Raw genomic sequence first — 18,476 nt, forward strand, 5'->3', positions numbered from 1 at the left:
TCGGTGTCGGGTGCGAGTGCTGATGGCGATGTCACGCTGTTCTCCCCGCTGGGCTGTCGGTCTTGATGGGCCAGGGCATGTCCTTGGTGCGCACCTCGGGCCGCTTGGCGATGTCGTCATCGACGAACTGCTCGAAATCCGGATCCGTGAGGTCCTGTCGCGCAGAGGGCTCGACGTGCTGGCGGTTTTCCTTGCATTCACGCCAGTTCGCGTGAGCGGCCAGGCGGGTGATGGCCGGCCACAGCCAGCGGTCGCGCCACGCGATCATCGCCGTCGTGGGCCGCGAGGTTCCGCAGTAGGCCTCGCGCCACGCGGCGTACACGTCGGAGAGCTCGTCGACCGCCACGGTGTGCCGGTACCAGCACGGCGGAATGCTGACCGCGCTGGTGAGCGGGTAACGGCCGATGAACCAGTCGACAAACCAGCGGGTCTCGCCCCACAGTGCACGCGCTTCGTCCTGAGTCAGCCAGCCCCAAGCCCAGCGGGAAGGCTTGGCCTGATTGACTTTCTCGATCAGCCCTTCTTCGAACGCGGCGAACGTCGTCGTCAGTTGTTCGAGGACATCGGACTGCTCGGTGACGGTGCCATCCAACGCACTGACGGTCGCGTCGAGCTTGCCGAGCTGGCGCTCGTGCTGCTCGCTGGTGGACGCGAGCTCGGTGACCACCTCGGGAAGAAGCTCCGGAGCCAGCAGCGGCAACGGCTCCTCGTCCTCGGGGTCGTTCTCGGTACTCGGATTCTGCTCGGTGCCGCCGGGGTCTGCAGAGCCATCCACGTCGTCGTTTTCGGAGTCGTGTCGGGGATCCTTACTCATCGCCGGGCTCCTCGTCCTCGTCGGGCTCGACGGGCAGCACCCCACCGGAAGCGGCGACCAGCTGCCGCGTCCTGGTCCTGCTGCGTTGCACACGCTCGGCCAGATCCGGGGTTTCCCACCAGCCAGGCAAGTCGACAATCGTGGCGGCCATGTTGCGGTAGAACAACAGCGCCTGACCATCGACCAGCTCACGGATCTCGTTGACCGGCAAGGCACTCTGGTAGCGCTGCGACACCGACACCTGGCTGCGATCCGGCCCGGTCGACACGCTGGTCTGATCGATCGCGCGTTCTTGCAAGAGCCGTGACATCGACTCGAGGTCACGGTAGTTCGACAAGCCGCCTAGGATCAGCTTTGCTGAGGCATTATCCCAAATTTCGATGGCCTGTTCCGGTCCCCATCGTTGCCGAAGCTGAGCGAACGACTGCACGAAGACATACAGCTCGATTCCTCTGCCTCCACTGTCGGCAAGTCGTGCAGCCAAGTCTTCGACAGGGGTGACGTTCGCGGCCTCATCCATGACAATCCTAAGTGGAGGGTCGAGCCGCAGGTCTCCGTCAGCGAAATTTTCCGATGCCATCTGTTCCTTGGTCGGGAACTGGCTGAGGACTTCGGCCCGGTGCAAGATTTCAGCCATCAAGCAGTTCACGATGGGCGCGGCACTGTTTTTCCGCCCGCGACTGACGAGGTATATCGTGTCTCGCCCGGAACGGATGAAAGCATCGATGTCCAGCTCGGCCTCCCCGGGGCGAGGAGTGCATGCGTCCCGGGTTTTCGGTGAGGCCAATGGTCGCAGCAGCAGTGCCAGCGTGGAGTAGATCGCCCCGGCACCGCTCGAGTCATTGCTGCTGGACGCACTGTCGATGATGCCACGCAGTTCCGCGGCTACGCCGAAGGCCGCGTCCGGGTAAGTGTCAAGGATTTGCTCCGGACGGCGTGACTTCGTGGTCGTCCACAACCGCAACTCGTCCACACCTAAGCTGGCTAGCGCCGCTGCGTGCAGCAGCGCTGCCATCACGCCTTCGGCGCTGCCGCCGAAATATCCGCCACCTTTTGTGTCGTTCATCGGCCGCGCCGAGCAGATCGCCACGGCTCGCCGAAGCGCCGTGTCGTAGTCCTCGCACCCCGAAATCGGAGACCACCGCAACTTGTTTGGCCATGGCGTCCGGCCCTCCGGGTCGAACACCATGACCAGACCCATCATCTGACGTTCCATGATGGTCAGCTCGAGTAGGTCGAACCTGGTAGACGTCGCGGCGACCGATCCTGCGGCCAGCATGATGTCGCCCACCGCCTGGCGGCCGGTCTTACCCATCCGGACCGGCGCGACGACGAGCTTGCTGTCCTCGTGACTGATGAACAGCGGATTGCGAGTGCCGCGCTGCACTGCGAATCGAGCACCCGCCTGATCAGGGTCGATCTTGCTGTCCTGGGCCAACGAAGGCCGTAGGCGCACCGCGCCTTTTGCAATCGCCTTTTGCCCCAGCCGTTGGTCCACTATGGACTTCTGTGCCAGCCCGGATCGTTTCTCCGCACGGCGCCGCCGCACCGCGCGCCGCCATATCGAGAACCAGGCCCAGGCGGCAGCTTCGCCCAGCGCCACCAGGCCGACCATGATGTAGGTCAATGCCGTTGCGCCCGGACGCGGATCCGCAGACCACGCCGATGCAGGATCTCTCGGTGTCGCGATCCAGCCCCCGACAATCCGGGGCAGTTCCCGCGGCGGTGGCCACGCCCACCCCGTGCCGCCGAGAAGCCCGGACAACGCCGCGCCGAGCATCGCGGCCAGCACGGTGCTGAGGAGCAGCGCCAGCAGCAAGGGGTAGAACACGCCGATCACTGGTCGGGGCGAGGGCTGCGGCCCCGCCTGTTGTTGCTGATCAGGCTGCGTCACGAAGACTCATCCCCGTCAGCGCGGTGTCGGTGTCGGTGAGCGCGATCTCCCGTGGGCTTCGTTCATGCCGAAGCAGGATCGGGTCGCGGCTGCCCACTTTGAGCAGGCACGTGCCTTGCTCCAGCGCCATGATCGTTTCTTCTGTTCCGGCCGGGAGGTTGTACAGCTCTACGCAGGCCAGGGCGTCATCAAGGCTTCCCTGGCCGTAGATGAAGATCGTCTCGGCTTCCTGTAGCAAACTTCGCGCCGGCGAATCCACCGGCAGGTCGGAGATGTGGTGGAACCCGGCGATCGTGGCCAGCCCAAGACCTCGGGACAACTTCGTGTTCCGGCGGAAGATCGCCCCGACGCTGCCTTCGGCGACGTGCCAGCCTTCCTCGATCACGTTGACCGTCTGCTGGTGCAGCTCCGAGCGGGCGGCCAACATATTGGCCTGCCATGTGTTGATCAACGTCATGACCACGCGCAGCGCGGGCCCGTCCAGCGGAAGACCCGAGATATCGAAGTGCGTGAAACCGCTGTCGTGGTCGAGGTGGACTTCAGGGCTGGTCTCGGCATCCACGAGGCCGGCCAGGTCCTCTTCAATCATCCGCTCCAGCGCGAACGCCGGATCGAGTCCCCAGTCCTGTAGTTCACGAACTCGGCGGTGGAGCGCTTCGGCATCGACGGCGGACGGGTTGAGCAGGTGGTGGACGATGTCACCGATCACCGGCACCCGACCACGCTCTCGGGCACCACGGGTCGCCGCAACCAGCGCCAGCCGCAGTGCCTTGCCTTCCCGCTCAGACACCGGCCGCCCGAGGGCTTCGGTCAGCACCGCGCGTAGCAACATCATCTGCCCGGTCGGTCGGGACAGCCCCGACCCGGCATCCTCGTCCGCAGCGTCGGGCTGGTCACTGCCCAGCGCGATCACCGGGTCCAGCAGGTTGAGCCTGCTGCCCTTGCCGTCGGTGGTGAACCGGATCGATGGCGAGCCGAGGAACCGCGCCAGCGCGGTGTACTCGCCGACCCCGCCCTGCAGCTTCTTATCGAGCACCACGACGCGCCGGTCGTCTAGCAACAGCTGCCGTGTGCACGCCCACGTCTTGAGCAACGAGGACTTGCCCTTGCCGACGTCGCCGATGACCGCGGCGTTGACCGAACTGATGGCTTTGTCTTCGTACGCGACGAACGGGTCGTGGGTCACCAGCTGGCCGGACAGCAGATCCGTGCCGACGATCAGGCCCCGATAGCTGGTCGGGGGAGAGGACAACGCCAGGTTGAGGGCTTCAGCCTGCCGTGTCGTGCTGTGCATCGGGTCTACCCGCGGCTCGTACCAGCCCCACCGGTCCAGCCACCGTCGCCGACGCGGCGCGGGCAGGAACTCTAGGTCGCGAGGTGGCGGTGCGAGTTCCGGTGGTCGCCAGCCGACCGGCGGCGGCGTTCGTCGAACCGTCGGACGGGAAGCCGGAGACTGTGTCGTCATCACGCTGCCCCCTTCCGCGATAGTGCCTGTTCACGCCACATGCGTTGCAGAATCTGGTAATCCGGCTGGGCTACCCCGCCCCAGCTGCCGTAGGTTTCGCCCCGCAGCAACGCTCCCGCTAGGCACTCACGGCGCACGGGACAGCTGTGGCAGAGCGCGGCGACCCGATCTCGCTCGTTCTGCAGCGCTTGGCCGAAGAAACGAGCGCCATCGGCCGGGAAGAACTCCTGGATGTCCATCTCGCGACACGCGCGGTTTGGAGAGTTCTCGACCTCGAGTTGCAACCACCGCCAGTCGGCGCCGGCGTACTCAGCTACCGAGGTGAGCAGGTCGTGGTGCAGTGCCGTCGGGCCCCTCATCGCCCCACCGCCATTCCCCGCGCGAGCGGGTAGGTCGACAGCACAGCGACGTCGTGCTGGGTGTCCTGCCAGTCCAGATCGGTCAGCGCGGACTGAGCGGCCTCGTTCGCCACACGCATGCAGGCACGTCGCAGCTCGCCGGGGTCCGACGCTGTCACCGAAATCGCCATCGACCAGTCCACTCCCTGGTGGCCCGATCCGGGCGCCAGGTCGTACAGCCGACGTGCCGACGCGGACAACATGACCGCGTCAGTGCCGTCATCGATCTTGTTCTTCTGCTCGGAGCCTTGCATCGACGCACCGTCCTGGGCGACGTCGACGACCGCGCGGGCCCGTGCGACCTTGTCCGGGATGAACTCCATCCTGACGCTCAGGGTCCTGATCACCGACGGGTTGACCGTGGTCAACAGCGGGGACAGCCACCGCGGTCCCAGCTGCGCCGGCGCGATGCCCTCGCGCGGCAAGAAGGCCGTACGGGTGTGCCAGAAGTCGTTGACCACCAACCGGTCCAGTTCAGTGGCGTAGGACTGCCAGCAGTCCTGCCACCGCATACCTTCATGCTGATCGATTGGCCACCTCGGATCCTGCAGCGACCGCAAGACCGCGCAGGTGCGCTGCTCACCGAGCACCTGCGGCCGGCTCAGCTCCGCGCGAGAGGCCAGGTCCGCCATCCGTGCAAGCTCCTCGCGCACAAGTCCCGCCCAGCCACTGACGCCGTTGCCATGCGACTGAGACTCCTCATAGAACTCCGGCGTCAACGGGATCCGCGCGATCAGGAAGTTCCGGTGCTGCTCGGCCGACACGGCCGTAAGGTCAATCAGGTCCTCATATGAGGCGATGACCTCATCCAGCCCTGGACGCCGAGACACTCGCTGGGACACGAAGGTCCGGTGCGGCACCGGGTCGTGAGGCACGATCCGGTTGATCTGCTGGAGCCCACGGATGAACGACCCTGCCTTGCCCAGCTGTGCCAGCAACACGCCGTACCGGATGGAGACCGAGTCGTAGGCTCGATCAGTCCGCAGGCCGGAGGCCTGTCCCTGGACCTCCATCACTGCCGATAGGTACGCGCGTTCGCCCGGATTGTGGTGGTGCAGCAGGAACATCTGCTCGTGCTCGGTGCCGGCGAGATCCAGTGGCTCCACTCTGCCCAGCGGGACCGGGAGTTCCCACAGCGGACCGGCAACCTGGTCCGGATCCTGATCGCGCACCGACGCCGGCGCGTCGAACACCGTGTGCCCTCGCCGCCGACGAGCTCGCCACCGCAACGCCCACAGCCAGTTCTCCACTATCGAACGGCGCCTCGACCAGGGATTGACCAGACCGTACATCGTGAACAACAGCACGAACCCGCCGACCGCGCCGGTCATCCCGCCTACCCCGAGGAACAGGATGAACGAGCCGATGACCGTGAAACCCAGTAACACATAAGCCGGACGGGACAGCGACCCGAACAGGCCGCGACGGCTGACCTCGCCGCCGAGCACGGAGATCCTCATCGCTGATCACCCCTGATCACTTCGCCGTCGACCTCGGGCGCGTGGCGGTTGTGCGCGGCAGAGCGGATCTTGTTCGCGCCAGCCACCGCGACTTGCGCCGCCACGGCCCACGGGCCCAGCGCCTTACCACCGGCCTGCGCGGCCTTCGCCAGGCCGCCGGTCGTACCCGCGACCGCGCCGCCCGAACCGACTCCAGCGCCGATCGGCGCACCACGAGCTCCTGTGGCCGCCGTCCGGCCGACCTGCTGCTGCCCCGCGCCGGGCTTGCCTGCCATGCCTGGCCCGCCGGCCGGGCCAGACTTGCCTGGCGCGTTCGCGACGGGGGAGCTGGTGCGGGCCTGCTGAGGTTGACCGCCCGGGGGCTTCTGCTGTTGCTGCTGTCCGTAGTTCTGCTGGATGCTGTGCTGGTTGCCGCCGCCGGTGGACCCGCCGCCACCGTCCTTTCCACCACCTCCGCCGCGGTTTCCCGCAGCCGCCAGGCCTGCGCCGACCACGGACGCGGTGCCAAACCCGGAGCTGGGCTGGGAATCGTGACTGTCCTCCGCAGTGGGCAGCAGAGGTGAGTACTTCAGCAGGGAAAACGGGGCGAGACCGGCCACGATCAAGGCGACCGCGACGAGGATCAGCTGGAAGAGCAACGCGAGCCCGCCGCTCTTCATCGCCGGGACGCTCAGGTTGCCGTCGATCAGCGCGAAGATGATCCCAAGCAGGAAAAACAACATGGGCTTGGCGAACAGGACCCCAAGGAACATGTAGGGCACCTTCAGCGCCTTTTTCCTCCACTTCGGGTGCACCCACATACCCCAGGCGATCCCTGCGACCGCCGCGGACAACGGCAGCGCGATGCTCTGCATCGCCAGCCCGACGAAGACGGCAAACGCCCCGATGATCATCAGCAGGAAAATGATGATCCCAATAAAAGCTCCGCCCGGGATCAACGTCACCGTGACGCCCCCGATCAGCACCAACTTCGCCATCGCGGAGCTGAGATAGCCGGCGTCCCAGGCCGCGATCCCGTTGGTCAATCCGCTCACCATCTCGGTCAGCAGCGCGCCGATCGCGGGGGAGAACACCGCGAGGAACATCCCGAGAGGCAACTGCTTGAACAGGCTTTCCTGCAGGTCTTCCCGGCTACCGCCGCCGCTTGCTGTGCGCGCGATCATCAGGATCGCCATGAACGCCATGACCACGACGCCGATCCCCGTGCTGGCTGCGTAGGTCTCCAGGAACCATGGCGCGCTCGGATCGAAATTCCCGACGCTAGCCAGGCCTTGCAAGATCGTGGTCGTAAAGCTGGTCGCAGCCTCGTGCAGAGAGTTGGCCAGATCGTCGACGGCCGACGCGGGATCCACGACGAACTTTGCTACTTGAAGGTTGAACTTCACGATGCTGACGAACGCGTCGACGACCCATTTCCCGGCCGTGGCGAGACCATCACCGACCAACCCGAAGAAATCTCCAACCTTGTCGATCCAGCTGGTGTTGTTCTCGATGTACGCCGCCATTCCGGAGAACAATTGGGCGACGCTCATATCCCAGTGCTGGCACATGTCCAGCTTGTCGGGGTTCATTGCGACTTTACTGCAGTCGGTGAAGAATGCTTTTTCGCAATATGGGGAGTTCTTCTCCCCGCAGGGGCTGGTGAACTTGTCGACCGGCAGATCCGCGGGGTAGGTGGCGCTCTCGGTCTTCATCACCTCGACGGTCGCCGGATCCGGCGCCGCGGCCCAGGTAAACCCCCACGCGTTGTTGGCGGGAGTCGTGAACTCCCGGAGCGTGTTGGCGCATCCACCCCGCCCCACGGGCATGAGGTAGACGTCCCGCTCCTTGCTGCTGGACGGGAACAGCTTCGGCAGGGTCGGCGGCTCCTTGTTGACGTCGATGTCTTTCGGTGGATCCAGCGGGTTGGTGATCCAGAACGCCATGCGCTGGTCGGGGGGAGTCGACCAGTACATCAAGCGTGGCTCGTCGAGCATCACGGCATTGATATACATGCCGATGTTGCCGCCCTTGTCGATGCACGAGGGATCGTGAAACCAAGGGCCGTCTTTAAATTCCTGTGTGCCAGCCACGAACTTCTTCAACTCGGCGGGAAAGCCCTGCGGGACATTCCCTACTGGCTGACTAGGATCAGCCAGCGCTGCCGGTGAATTAAAGGCTAGCAGTGCCAGCACTGTGAGAAACAGTGCGGCAATGCGACGGATCATTCTCCCCCCAAACGGTCATGCGTTAATTGATGTAATAGGTGTAAAGCCCGTTGGTCAGCGGCGTGGTCACCGGTGCCGGGCTGCCGTCGCCGGGCTTCGGGCCCTTCGACGCTCGTAGGCTGGATACCTTCCAGTCCCCGTTTTCCCAGGTCAGCCGCACGGTGTGGGTGCTCCAGTCGGCGGCCGCGGTCGTGCCACCGACGCCGGAGGTCGAGCCGACCGACAAGACCCAGATCTCCACCGTGGCCGAGGCGTCGGAGTACGCGGTTACCCGCGTTGATGCTGGGACCTTGCTGGTCTGGTTGTCGCTGGAGGCGTCCGGCGCGGTGGCCAGCACCTTGCGCGCCGCCTCGTCGGCGTTGGACGCCGTCCACGTCTTGCTCGCGGTCGCCGAGTCGGCCTGTCCGTGAGCGATATTGAGAACCAGCTGCACGGCGTTGACTCCCGCGGTAGCCGCGCCCGCCTGATCATGGCTGTATCCCGACGGGACACCCTGGACGATCTTGGCCGGACCGTGCGGTCCACCCACCGCGCCGCTGGTCGGTGCGGTGCTGGCGCCCGGCTGTGTCGCCTGCGGTGCCGACGACGTCGAGCTCGGGAATACCCAGTGCCCGACCACCAGACCCACGGCCAGGGCCACGATGGTCGCGACGATCAACAGCCAGGTCCGCGACGAGCGGCGGCCGGCGGTCGAGGGAGGTGCGTAGTAACTCATGATCATCTCCTAGAAGAGGGCGACAACTGCTCCGAAGATGATCCCTAGAGCGGCGAGCGCACCCAGCGCCAGCCCACTGCGTTTGGCGCTTTCGGTGTGTTCGAGCACCGAGGACTGCATGCCGCCCTTTTTGGCGTGCTGCAGCTCGATGACCGCGCGGACCGCGCCGAAGGCGACGACCACGAAGGAGATCCCCCAGACCGCGGCCAGGACTTTCTGCCAGGCCTGGGTGAAAGGCACGCCGAACAGGTTGAAGTTCGGCACGACACCGTTGAACGGGTTCTTGGCCTCGTCGGCCAGGAACTCGGCGGCGGTGTGTACGAAGAAGTGGATCGTCATTGCGCTTGGGACCTCCTGACGGGCAGCGCCGTGACCGACGCCTGCCCACCCCCCTGATCAGCGGTGTTGTGCTGTGGTGATGGCGCCGGAGCGCGGGACTGTGCCTGCGGTGAAGGCCGGTGTTGAGGCGGTGGCGGAGGCGTCATCTGGTCAGGCCGGGTGCTGTGCACCGCGGCGAGCCGGTCGGCCACCGCGGCAGCCGCTGCGACCCAAGCCCGCCTGGACGCCTCGCTGATTCGGCCGTAGACCATCGGCTTCCCGCCGGCCAATTGGTCGTCGAACGGGACTTCGACGACCAGCGCGGTTCGAGCGGCGAAGTACTCGAGCAGCTGTGCCCGGACCTGCGCCTCCGGCGCGGTCACGGCCGGGCGGATCACGGTGACCGCGCCGGAGACCAGATCCTTGAGACCGTGGGCGACCAGCGAGTCGAGCATGAAGGCGGCGGTCTGCGCGACGTCGACCTCCAGCGTGATCGGCACGACCAGCACGTCCGCGCTGTGCGCGGCCCACAGCCAGTTGCCGGCCCGCGGGTTGTTGCCGGTGTCCATCACCGTGAGCCGGTAGAATCGCGACAGCAGTAACCCCAACCGGCCGCACTCCCCAGCGCCGATCTGTTCCCGACGGGCGACGTCGACGTCGGAAGCGAGCACATCAACCCTGCTCGGCTGCGAGCGCAGGTAATGGCTCATGTCCCCGGCCGACCCCGATGGCCCGGCCAGCCGCTCGAACGCCCCCAGCAGATGCCACACCGTCGTCGGAGGTGTCGTGACCTCGGCGCGGTCAGCCAGGGTGCCCCTGGCCTCGTTGTTGTCCCACGCCACCGTGCTCCCGCCCCGCAGCGTGGCGAGGGTGTGGGCCAGCATCAGCGCGGCCGTGGTCACCCCGGACCCGCCCTTGGGGTTTGCGACCATCACCAGCCGCGCACCGCCGATGTACTGGCGGACCGCGACCTCGGCCAGCCGGTGCCGGGCCTCCACCTGCCCCGGCTTCGGCTTGATCAAGCCGCCGGTCAGTCGCCGGACGCGGCCGCGCCAGCCCCAGTTCGCCGGATCGGTGATGACCGACGGCGGCGCCGACAGCAACGCGGTTCCGTCGACTGGTGGCGGTCCGGGCTGCTGCGGCTGTCCGGTCGGCACGTGGTTGTGCGGCGCAGGCCCAGGTGCACGAGTAAGGTCCAATGGAGCCTCGGCCCCATATCCAGAAGTGTCGCCAGGTTGCACTAGTCGTTCACCGCCCCCGAAATCGGCCGGGCGGCGACATTGCGGAAATCTCCGCCCTTACGCACTTTCGACACTTTCACAACATCGCCGCTTTGCGGCGCCTCCAGCATCATCTGGTTTCCCCCTGCAATCCCCAGGTACATGGCGACGTGATGCCTGCCCCAGAACAACAAATCCCCAGGCTGCGCCTGCGCGAACGACACGACGGTCTTCGCGTTAGTCAGCTGCGTAGCTGACGGCTTCGTCAGCATCACCCCGGCCTGGGCATACGAATAAAATGTCAATCCGGCGCAGTCGAATCCGACCTTGTTGAAATCGCCGTGTTTATCGGCAGCGCCTCCGCCGTCGCTGATTCCTTTGGTAGGGCCGTTGGCATTTCCGCCGCCCCAGGCATACGGAGTTCCTAGCCACGCCAGCCCCGATCCGATCGCTTTCGCGACCTGCGGAGACGACGCGGTGATCACCCCCGCCACCCCGGCCTGCGGAGGCAGCGTCACCTCGTTGCCGCGGATCGACACCGCGATCGGACCCTTCACCGACTGGTCGGCGCACTTGAGCGGCGGCCCGGAGCCGTCGTAGAGCGCGCCAGTGATCGCCTCGGCGAACCCCTGCCACTGCGTGTACTTCTGCGCGCCGGCCCCGCTGCGCTGCACAGCCTGCGCGAGGTCCTGGTTGGGCCGAGGATCCTGGTCGTAACCGGGGACCTGCGTGGTCAGCACGGTGAAGAAACCGCCGGCCGAGGCCGCTGGGTCATGCGGGTCGTAGCCGACGTAGGCCCGGTACGGCCCCGGCGCGATCTGCTGAAAAGGCCCCAATGCGCGACCAGAGTCGTTCTGCGGATCGAGCTTCGACTCCTGCATGGCCGTCTGGATCGAGATCGTCGCGCCGCGCCTGGTGATCTTCTTTGCCTTTGCCACGCCGATGACCTTCTGCGCGGTGTCGATCTGTATCGGAGACAGCGTTATTCCGCCGAAGGTGTTGCCGCCCGGAGGGGCCGGGGCCGCCGGGGCCGCCGCGGGAACCGAACACGTCGGCGGCCCGGGAACAGAGGCCTCGGCGCGGTCACCGCCCAACGCCAGCACGAACGCGACGACCAGGGCGACAACAGCGCCGGAGATGAGCAGCACGACCTTCATCAGCCGGCGTCCACGGCGACGTCTACCAGCCAACGTCCATCGCCGCCACGTACGACACGTCGAGTGCTGATGACCGGCGAAGTCTGGAACGGCAGCCCTGCGGCCAGCTGCGTACTGGTTGCCGAGACCTCGACGTAGACCATGTCCGGCGTGGCCGGGGCGTCCGGGTTGACCTGTGCCTCGACCTGGTCGCAGCGGGTGGTCAGCTTCTGCTCGCGCATCTGCTGATAGGTGTCCGGGGTATCACCGCGCTCGGTGTCGGCGGCTGTTCCCGCGCCCGTGGCGTACACGCCGGCTCGGGTCAGGTTCGCGTTGATCGGCTCCTCGAACGAGGTCTCACAGAACTGCCCCATCCACGCCCGCGCCACCGCTACCGGGTCGGCGTAAAGCGCGGGCGTTGGCTCAGGTGCGGGGGCGGGCGCGGGAATCCCTGAGGGAGCACCGGCTCCCGACGTCGGTGTGACTGGTGCTGCCGTGGGCAGCGTGAACTGCCCGGAGGCCGGCACCGTCGCCGATGTCGTGCCCGCATCCGGCGTGGCCGGCGTTGCTGTCGGCGAGCCGTCGGACCCGGGGCCGGAACACCCGACGCTGATCGCCGCGACCACCAGCGTCACGAAGATGAGCATCGTGGCCGAGCGCGTCACGACCTACTCCCGCCGACGCCGGCGACCAGCACATGGTGCAACCACTCGGAGGCATAGTCGGCGAACTGGTCACCGTCGGTCGCCAAGGCCAGGCAGTGCCCGGACTTCGCCTGCACGTAGGTGGTGAGCGGCGCGGTGAAGTTGGGCTGCTCCGCTGCGCGGAGCGTGTCCGCGCTCGTGCAGTCGACTGCCGTGCATGCCCAGGCGTCCTGACCGCCGTTGGCTTCCAGCACCGGTGCGGTGATCGCGCGTGAGGTGGCTGGAGTCAGCCCGAGCAGCGCGCCGTCTGGCAGCTCGGTTGCCGAGGCAGCGTCCTTGGTGGCCTCGTCGGCGGCGAGGATGGCGGGGTCTACGTCGTCGGCGGCGTGGAACAGTCCGGCGCGGACGCCGGGGACGGTGGTGAGGTAGCCGGGGTCCAGTGCGTGGCCTTCCAGCGCGGCCGGGTGCATGCTGGTCAGCGAGGTGAGCAGCTGATCAGGTGCGATGCGGTGGCTGTAGCCGGTCAGGATCACCGCGTCGACGTCGTGCGGGTGCCGCGCAGCCGCGATGACCGAGGCCATGCTGCCCAGCGAGTGCCCGACGAGCGCGACCTGATCGTGCTGCTGGCCGTCCAGCGCGCCGGAGCGCGCACGGGCCACGACCTGATGCAGTGCTTCTGCCTGCACACCGGCGGTGACCAGGATGCTGAGCGGGTGTGAACTGGCCCCGGTGCCAATCCGGTCCACAGCCAGCGTGGCGAAGCCCGCAGCGTTAGCTCGCGCACTGTAGGAGTAGGCGTCCAGTCCTAGTCCGGACCAGTAGTTCCGGTTGTAGGTGCCGCCGGCGACAAGCACCTGCAACGGCGCGCCGACGTGGCTGCCGGCAGGAGGGCAGAGCGTCGCGTGCATCGTCTCGGCCAGCAGCCCGCTCGTCACCGGGATGTCCAGCTCGGTGCACGAACGGATCTGCGACGCGGCCGACGCGGACGGCCCCGGCCCGGCCAGGATCGTCGCTACCGCGGCCAACAGGCCCGCCACTGCCGTGCCGAATGTGCGGCGCACGGCGCGATGCCGGCCTCGCCGATGTGTCCCCGTGCCCGGCTCGGGCAGTGCCATTCGTGGCTGTTCAGGGCTTCGTGCGTGTCGTCCCCTCATGAAATCTCCCCCTACTAGTAACGAAAGCACCCCCACTGTCCTGTGTGGACGTATGTCGGGGATGGTCGAGCGATTCAGGTCTCGCAGCCGGTCATCGCGCTGAGGTTGTGGTCCAGGCACGCGCGACACTGGAGGCGAGTGCGGTGTTCGCGGCGCCCGCGACGGCTGATCGCCTCCCAAGTCCGCAGGACGCACCCAGCGCTGTCACCGGGCCGCCGAGAGCGTCGATCAGCAGCGCGAAGGCGAGCCGCGTTGCCTCCGGGTGGCTCTCGTCCACCACGCCCGCGATGACCTCCACTCCGCGGCGGAGCTCACGCAACGCGGCATAGAACGCCGGGTCTGTAGCGGGAGCCGCGCTGCCGTGCGCGATCGGAAGGTGCACCAGCGGCATCGGAACTCCCCGCGTGTCCAGCAGGTCGGCGAGCGCGTTGAGGAACGTCACCGGAGCGGTCAGGTCGCTCGGCTCGAACAGTGGCTCGTGCTCGAGGTCGCCATAGCACAGGTGCAGCACCCACTTCGCCGACGGCGCCGCGGCCAAGGTCGCCGCGACCTGCCCGGTGAGCTCTCCGGTCAGCAACGGCCAGTCCTCGCGTGGCGTGCGGTGGTAAGCCAGCAGAATCGCCGGGCTTTCCAGCTGCAGCTGAACACGATCGCCCCAGCGGCCAGCGAGTTCGGCGATCTCGCCGACGAGCATGGCCTGCATGTCGCCGATCCACTCCGCGGAAGCCTCCACCGACCCGGACACGAAAAACGCCAGATCGAGCGCGTTCGGGATGCTGACCTGCAACCGCTCGGGGATGTTGCTGCCATCCTGTAGCTGTTCGAGCGAGGCGAACGCTTCGGCTGTTTGCTCGACCCGGCCCAGCGCGACATCGGCGGGGGAAAGAACGTGCCCGTCACCGATCGCGTAGTAGGACAGGTCGTCGTAGCCCAGACTCGCGCCTGAGTGCACCTTCACCAGACCGGGAACCTGTTCACGGGCCTCGAGCCAGTCGATGATCCACCGGTCGTCGGCGTCGAAGGGCAGGGCCGTCAGGGGAACCCCGTGCTGGTGGTCGAGATGCCACTGCATGGTCGAGAGCGGATGCCCTCCGGTGCCCAGCGGCGCGGTGCCGACGAGGTGGACGGCCATCGGACGAGTCGTCCATTGGCGTGGTGCGGGTGCGGCGGGCGCGGAAACCGACATGAGGCAACTCCTTGACGTGGATAGACGGCGGGAGGTGAGCGGGAGCGGCCGGGGGGCCGCCGCTCCCGCTCAGCTGGGGGTCACGCCTTCCGCGGCCGGCAACCTGGCCGCGGTCCGCGAGGTCGCGGGGAACTGGTGGCGAACCCGACGCCGGGATGGTGGCCTGGGTGTCCGCGGTCCGCTGGTGTTCATCAGTTCTCCTGGTATGCAGAGGGAAGTCGGTGTGGCTAGACAGCTACCCGCCCGGTGACCCAGGTGTGGGCCGAGCGCAGGAAGCAGTCGTTGTCGGTGGGGTGGCCGATGCTCACGCGCACTCCGCGCTCGGCGATATCGAGCACGAGAACACCGTCGGCGAAGCAGTGCTCGGCAAACCGACCGGAATCCTCGGCGAGAGGAAGCCAGACGAAGTTGCCGTGAGAATCCCCTGGGGCGTAACCGATCCTGCGCAACTCGGTCAGCACACGCGCACGTTCGCCGATGATGCGTTCCACGTTCTCCCGCATCGCCGAGCGGGCCTTGAGCGCCGCGACCGCTGCGATCTCGGCCTGGATCCCGACCTCGCGCGGCACCCCGGCATCGCGGACCTGCCGAGCCAACCCAGCCGGCGCGATGCCATACCCCACGCGCAGACCGGCCAGCCCATAAGCCTTGGAGAACGTGCGCACCACGACCACGTTGTGGTGCCCCGCTGACCAGCGGGCCCGCGCAAGCTCAGCTCCGTCAGTGACCCGAGGGTCATCGCAGAAATCGCGATACGCCTCGTCCAGCACGACAACGACGCCCTCGCCGACCCGGTCCAGGAATCCGCGAAGCTCATCGCCGTGCACGACAGCACCGGTCGGGTTGTGCGGATTGACCAGGATGATCATCCGTGTGTGTGCTGTGACCGCCGCGAGCATCGCCTCGAGATCCACCGAGCCGTCCGCCTGCGTCGGGACCCGCTGCGCAACGGCACCGGCCTGACGCGCGAAGATCGAGAACGCCTCGAACGCCGGCGTCGCCCACATCACCGCGTCGCCCGGCCGCGCACAGACGACCCGGATCAGCCGCTGCAGGACCGAGGACGAGCCGGCACCGAGCATGATCTGCTCGCTCGATGTCCGCAGCTGCTCGGCCAGCGCGTTGTGCAGCGGTGCGTAGGCCGGATCGGGATAGCGGTTGATCCTCGCGTTGTTCAGGACCGCCGCGCGAACCGGAGCCGGAGGATCACCGGGCAGCTCGTTGGCCGCCAGCCTGGTGATGCCGCCAATCCGGCGCTCGCGCGCGTACCGCGGTTCAGGAGCCGTCGTCATCTCGATCACCAGAGCGCGGTGCTCGCCGTAGGTGCGTCGAGCTGATCGGTGAGCATCCCGAGCGCGAAGTCGCGCTGCAGCTGATCGACCCGGGCCGCGGCGATCGCGTCCAATTCGGGCAGGCGAACCACGTCGTCGTTGAACGCGCGATCGGTGCGGACCTCGAAGACCGTGGCCTCCGCGTCCGGGGCAAGGTTGACGCCGATGTGCGGCACTCCCGGCCCGATGTACATGATGGACCCGGGGGCATGCAGGAAGGTCTCTTCCAGTTGGTCCCCGGCGAGACTGGCGACCATGCCGCTGACGACGAGCACGGTGATCTCGGCGTACTCGTGGATGTGCGGCACGGCGTGATGGCCGCAGGCCATGCGCACGACGCCGGAGGACAGCGTCTTGATCGGGGCTACTCCGGAGTGCACTGCGGGGGCCAGTTGCTGGCGCTGTGGTCCCATTGTGAAATCTGGAATCGGGTTGGTGGTCTTCTGCAGCGTCCGCTGAATTTGTTGAGTCATGCTGGTCATTCCCTTGGTGGTGAGGGCCGCAATGGGTGCAGATAGGCTCAGAAGTTGATGCGGGTGCCGTCGGGGGAGACGACGCCCTCTCGCGTCCCGGGGACCGCGAAGTTGATCCGAGTGCCGTCCGGGGACACCGCCAGCTCCCGATCGACGGGCACTGCAGTGATCTGTGTACCGGCGGGTTCCTGGTGGGCCGCTACCGTGACGGCGGTGCCGCCCTGGGTGGGCAGGGGCTCCGCTGCAGCGGCCGCGGTGGTGGCGAACGCGGATCCGGTGGCCAGGGCGCCAAGAAGCAGGACGCCGGCGACGGTTGCCTTCGTGGTGATCATGAGATCGGTCCTTTCGCGGGGGTGTGTCGTGCGGAGGGGTTCGGGGAAGGCGCGGTCGCGGCCGGATCGGCGCCGCGCGCGCATTCGCGCAGCAGGCCGACCACGGACGCCGCGGACCAGACGCCTTCAAGCAAGAGGAAGCCGATCTGGTGCTCGGCGAGCGCGTCGAGCGCGAGCACGGCGGATCCGGCGGAGTTCATTGCGAGGTAGAACCGCGACTTCTGGTGCAGGGTCCCGATCTGCGCGAGCAGGAACGAGGCCAGCAGCAGGACCGAGCCACCGATCTGGACGATCTGGCTGACGATGCTCATCCGCGGTCACCGCCCGCGCGCCGTTCGGGGAAGTCGTCTGTCGGCACGTGCAGCCGGGCGACGGTCGAGCCGGGATGGCAGCGGTTGTAGGCCGCGATCAGGTCTCGGTAGCGCGACGTCAGCGGGTCGGTGTCGTCGGTGGCGCGGTCCAACCGGACGCAGACGGCCCGGTAGATCTGGTTGACGACGTCGGGGCGGCCGTCCCGGTAGCGGCGCGCGGATTTGCTGCAGTGGCTGAGCATTCGGCTCTCGTGCACGTCCCCGTCGTCGGTGCGTGGCCGGCGGACGAACCGGGTTCCTTCGCCCTGGAAGCCGAGCTCGGTGTCCAGGAGCGCGGGCACGAAGTGGGTGTCCACGACCTCCGTCGCGGAGAGCCGGGCACTGGAGCGGGCACGGTAGAAGCCGAACGCGGCAGCGAGTGTGCCAAGCTCGTCGTCGCGGAAGCTGGTCATCTCACGGGTTCCGCCCACCTCGGCGGCGCGCTGGTCAAGGCGGCGCCGGTCCGGAATCAGGGCAGGATCGTCGTGGTAGACGGAGCGGATGACGTCCCAGATGTTGCGCGCCCAGAACGCGAACTGCGCGTGAACCAGCACCGGGTCGTCGATGTGGGCGTGCCCGTGTGGCAGCCGGAGGTGCCTGACGATCGTGTCCAGCACGCGCATGCCCGACCACTCGAACGGGATCCCCTGCTGCTCCAGCAGCCGGACGTAGGCCTGGACGAAGTGCACCTGCGCGGCCTGGTTTCCCTGTGCGTGCCGGAATGAGCCGTACGCGAGGACCTGCAGGTGTTGCCGCATCGACGTCGTGCGGGCGCGCCGACTGGCACGCGCTCGACGGGCGAGCGGTGCGGTGATTTCGGCGCGGTCGGCGGTCATGGTGCGGCTCAGCAGCTGATCTGCGTGCCGGTCGCGCCGGTCCGCGCACTGGTTGTCGAGGTGGTCACAGCAGAGGTTCACTTCCTGTATTCGTTGAAGCACAAAGGAAATTGGGTGCGTCAGACGTCGGGTCGCAGATAGGTGCGAGACACCCAGCCGGTTCCGCGCAGGCCCGAGGGGCCGTAGACGCTGCCGTAGCTGAAGCCGTTGCGCGGCGGGCCGTCCCAGCACAGGGTGTTGCTGCGGTAGGCGTAGCCGACGACTCCGGCGCCGGTGTTCGGCGAGGTGCGGATGCGTACGTCGTCGTCGCCGTCGCCGATGACGGTCTCGTAGTTGAAGCCACGGCAGGCGACGCTCGCGACGGTGGCCGGCGTGTCGCTGGCCTCAGCCGGCCCGGCGGCAGCCAGGGACAGGGTGCCGACACTGAGAGCCAAGCCGGTGCCGATCGACCATGCGAGATGCACGGTGCGCTCCTTTCCTGGTGGTGTCCGGTGATTCGGGGGCGAAATTGGCGGGGTCGGGCCGCGGGGAAGTCCCGGCCCG

The 18,476-nt window shown here is 67.3% G+C and carries 19 protein-coding genes; all 19 read right to left on the reverse strand.

Annotated features, from left to right (window positions below):
• Window positions 1–31: 31 nt before the first annotated feature.
• Window positions 32–814, reverse strand: coding sequence for a hypothetical protein (locus BMY97_RS42690; protein WP_091628986.1), 783 nt, complete (start codon window positions 812–814; stop codon window positions 32–34).
• Complete coding sequence (locus tag BMY97_RS42695; RefSeq protein ID WP_091628988.1) at window positions 807–2,708, reverse strand: type IV secretory system conjugative DNA transfer family protein; 1,902 nt, start codon at window positions 2,706–2,708, stop codon at window positions 807–809. Before BMY97_RS42695 ends, BMY97_RS42690 begins: the two co-directional genes overlap by 8 nt.
• Window positions 2,695–4,002, reverse strand: coding sequence for an ATP-binding protein (locus BMY97_RS42700; protein ID WP_245787787.1), 1,308 nt, complete (start codon window positions 4,000–4,002; stop codon window positions 2,695–2,697). Before BMY97_RS42700 ends, BMY97_RS42695 begins: the two co-directional genes overlap by 14 nt.
• Before the next feature lie 170 nt (window positions 4,003–4,172).
• Entirely contained in the window at window positions 4,173–4,532 is a 360-nt protein-coding gene (locus BMY97_RS42705; protein ID WP_143086486.1) for a WhiB family transcriptional regulator, read from the reverse strand.
• Window positions 4,529–6,031 (reverse strand): SCO6880 family protein, encoded by a 1,503-nt coding sequence (locus BMY97_RS42710; RefSeq protein WP_091628990.1) that lies wholly within the window; start codon window positions 6,029–6,031, stop codon window positions 4,529–4,531. The genes BMY97_RS42705 and BMY97_RS42710 overlap by 4 nt, the downstream gene beginning before the upstream one ends.
• Window positions 6,028–8,238 (reverse strand): AI-2E family transporter, encoded by a 2,211-nt coding sequence (locus BMY97_RS42715; RefSeq protein ID WP_143086487.1) that lies wholly within the window; start codon window positions 8,236–8,238, stop codon window positions 6,028–6,030. Before BMY97_RS42715 ends, BMY97_RS42710 begins: the two co-directional genes overlap by 4 nt.
• Window positions 8,239–8,260: 22 nt before the next feature.
• Window positions 8,261–8,896, reverse strand: coding sequence for a DUF8175 domain-containg protein (locus BMY97_RS42720; protein ID WP_143086488.1), 636 nt, complete (start codon window positions 8,894–8,896; stop codon window positions 8,261–8,263).
• A gap of 66 nt (window positions 8,897–8,962) precedes the next feature.
• Window positions 8,963–9,292: a hypothetical protein gene (locus BMY97_RS42725; RefSeq protein ID WP_091628994.1), complete on the reverse strand. Its 330-nt coding sequence runs from the start codon at window positions 9,290–9,292 to the stop codon at window positions 8,963–8,965.
• The gene (locus BMY97_RS42730; protein WP_091628995.1) at window positions 9,289–10,374 is read right to left on the reverse strand and encodes a MinD/ParA family ATP-binding protein; all 1,086 of its coding nucleotides are present in this window, start codon (window positions 10,372–10,374) and stop codon (window positions 9,289–9,291) included. Before BMY97_RS42730 ends, BMY97_RS42725 begins: the two co-directional genes overlap by 4 nt.
• A gap of 137 nt (window positions 10,375–10,511) precedes the next feature.
• The gene (locus BMY97_RS49280) at window positions 10,512–11,648 is read right to left on the reverse strand and encodes a C40 family peptidase (RefSeq protein WP_091628997.1); all 1,137 of its coding nucleotides are present in this window, start codon (window positions 11,646–11,648) and stop codon (window positions 10,512–10,514) included.
• Window positions 11,648–12,262, reverse strand: coding sequence for a hypothetical protein (locus tag BMY97_RS46625; RefSeq protein ID WP_143086489.1), 615 nt, complete (start codon window positions 12,260–12,262; stop codon window positions 11,648–11,650). The genes BMY97_RS49280 and BMY97_RS46625 overlap by 1 nt, the downstream gene beginning before the upstream one ends.
• A 26-nt stretch (window positions 12,263–12,288) precedes the next feature.
• The gene (locus tag BMY97_RS42745) at window positions 12,289–13,332 is read right to left on the reverse strand and encodes an alpha/beta hydrolase (RefSeq protein WP_177231820.1); all 1,044 of its coding nucleotides are present in this window, start codon (window positions 13,330–13,332) and stop codon (window positions 12,289–12,291) included.
• 184 nt (window positions 13,333–13,516) lie between these two features.
• The gene (locus BMY97_RS42750) at window positions 13,517–14,611 is read right to left on the reverse strand and encodes a hypothetical protein (RefSeq protein ID WP_143086490.1); all 1,095 of its coding nucleotides are present in this window, start codon (window positions 14,609–14,611) and stop codon (window positions 13,517–13,519) included.
• A gap of 227 nt (window positions 14,612–14,838) precedes the next feature.
• On the reverse strand, window positions 14,839–15,903 hold the full coding sequence (locus BMY97_RS42755) for an aminotransferase class I/II-fold pyridoxal phosphate-dependent enzyme (RefSeq protein ID WP_245787788.1): 1,065 nt from the start codon (window positions 15,901–15,903) through the stop codon (window positions 14,839–14,841).
• 5 nt (window positions 15,904–15,908) lie between these two features.
• Window positions 15,909–16,424, reverse strand: coding sequence for a cupin domain-containing protein (locus BMY97_RS42760; RefSeq protein WP_143086491.1), 516 nt, complete (start codon window positions 16,422–16,424; stop codon window positions 15,909–15,911).
• 38 nt (window positions 16,425–16,462) lie between these two features.
• Entirely contained in the window at window positions 16,463–16,747 is a 285-nt protein-coding gene (locus BMY97_RS42765) for a hypothetical protein (protein WP_091629008.1), read from the reverse strand.
• Window positions 16,744–17,058 carry a CBU_0592 family membrane protein gene (locus BMY97_RS42770; protein WP_177231821.1) on the reverse strand — a complete coding sequence of 105 codons (315 nt, stop codon included), beginning with the start codon at window positions 17,056–17,058 and terminating at the stop codon, window positions 16,744–16,746. Before BMY97_RS42770 ends, BMY97_RS42765 begins: the two co-directional genes overlap by 4 nt.
• On the reverse strand, window positions 17,055–18,014 hold the full coding sequence (locus BMY97_RS42775; protein WP_091629010.1) for a hypothetical protein: 960 nt from the start codon (window positions 18,012–18,014) through the stop codon (window positions 17,055–17,057). Before BMY97_RS42775 ends, BMY97_RS42770 begins: the two co-directional genes overlap by 4 nt.
• 38 nt (window positions 18,015–18,052) lie before the next feature.
• Window positions 18,053–18,397, reverse strand: a complete 345-nt coding sequence (locus BMY97_RS42780) for a hypothetical protein (protein ID WP_091629011.1) — start codon at window positions 18,395–18,397, stop codon at window positions 18,053–18,055.
• Between the last annotated feature and the right edge of the window lie 79 nt (window positions 18,398–18,476).

Source organism: Amycolatopsis saalfeldensis, assembly GCF_900110575.1.
In the GTDB taxonomy this organism is placed as follows: Bacteria; Actinomycetota; Actinomycetes; order Mycobacteriales; family Pseudonocardiaceae; genus Amycolatopsis; species Amycolatopsis saalfeldensis.

Excerpts from the sequence above, each read along its gene's own strand:
- BMY97_RS42725 (WP_091628994.1), bottom strand. The coding sequence starts at position 9,292 with ATGACGATCCACTTCTTCGTACACACCGCCGCCGAGTTCCTGGCCGAC.
- BMY97_RS42705 (WP_143086486.1), bottom strand. The coding sequence starts at position 4,532 with ATGAGGGGCCCGACGGCACTGCACCACGACCTGCTCACCTCGGTAGCT.
- BMY97_RS42750 (WP_143086490.1), bottom strand. The coding sequence starts at position 14,611 with ATGTCGGTTTCCGCGCCCGCCGCACCCGCACCACGCCAATGGACGACT.
- BMY97_RS42715 (WP_143086487.1), bottom strand. The coding sequence starts at position 8,238 with ATGATCCGTCGCATTGCCGCACTGTTTCTCACAGTGCTGGCACTGCTA.
- BMY97_RS42770 (WP_177231821.1), bottom strand. The coding sequence starts at position 17,058 with ATGAGCATCGTCAGCCAGATCGTCCAGATCGGTGGCTCGGTCCTGCTG.
- BMY97_RS42760 (WP_143086491.1), bottom strand. The coding sequence starts at position 16,424 with ATGACCAGCATGACTCAACAAATTCAGCGGACGCTGCAGAAGACCACC.
- BMY97_RS42765 (WP_091629008.1), bottom strand. The coding sequence starts at position 16,747 with ATGATCACCACGAAGGCAACCGTCGCCGGCGTCCTGCTTCTTGGCGCC.
- BMY97_RS49280 (WP_091628997.1), bottom strand. The coding sequence starts at position 11,648 with ATGAAGGTCGTGCTGCTCATCTCCGGCGCTGTTGTCGCCCTGGTCGTC.
- BMY97_RS42700 (WP_245787787.1), bottom strand. The coding sequence starts at position 4,002 with ATGCACAGCACGACACGGCAGGCTGAAGCCCTCAACCTGGCGTTGTCC.
- BMY97_RS42690 (WP_091628986.1), bottom strand. The coding sequence starts at position 814 with ATGAGTAAGGATCCCCGACACGACTCCGAAAACGACGACGTGGATGGC.
- BMY97_RS42755 (WP_245787788.1), bottom strand. The coding sequence starts at position 15,903 with ATGACGACGGCTCCTGAACCGCGGTACGCGCGCGAGCGCCGGATTGGC.
- BMY97_RS42710 (WP_091628990.1), bottom strand. The coding sequence starts at position 6,031 with ATGAGGATCTCCGTGCTCGGCGGCGAGGTCAGCCGTCGCGGCCTGTTC.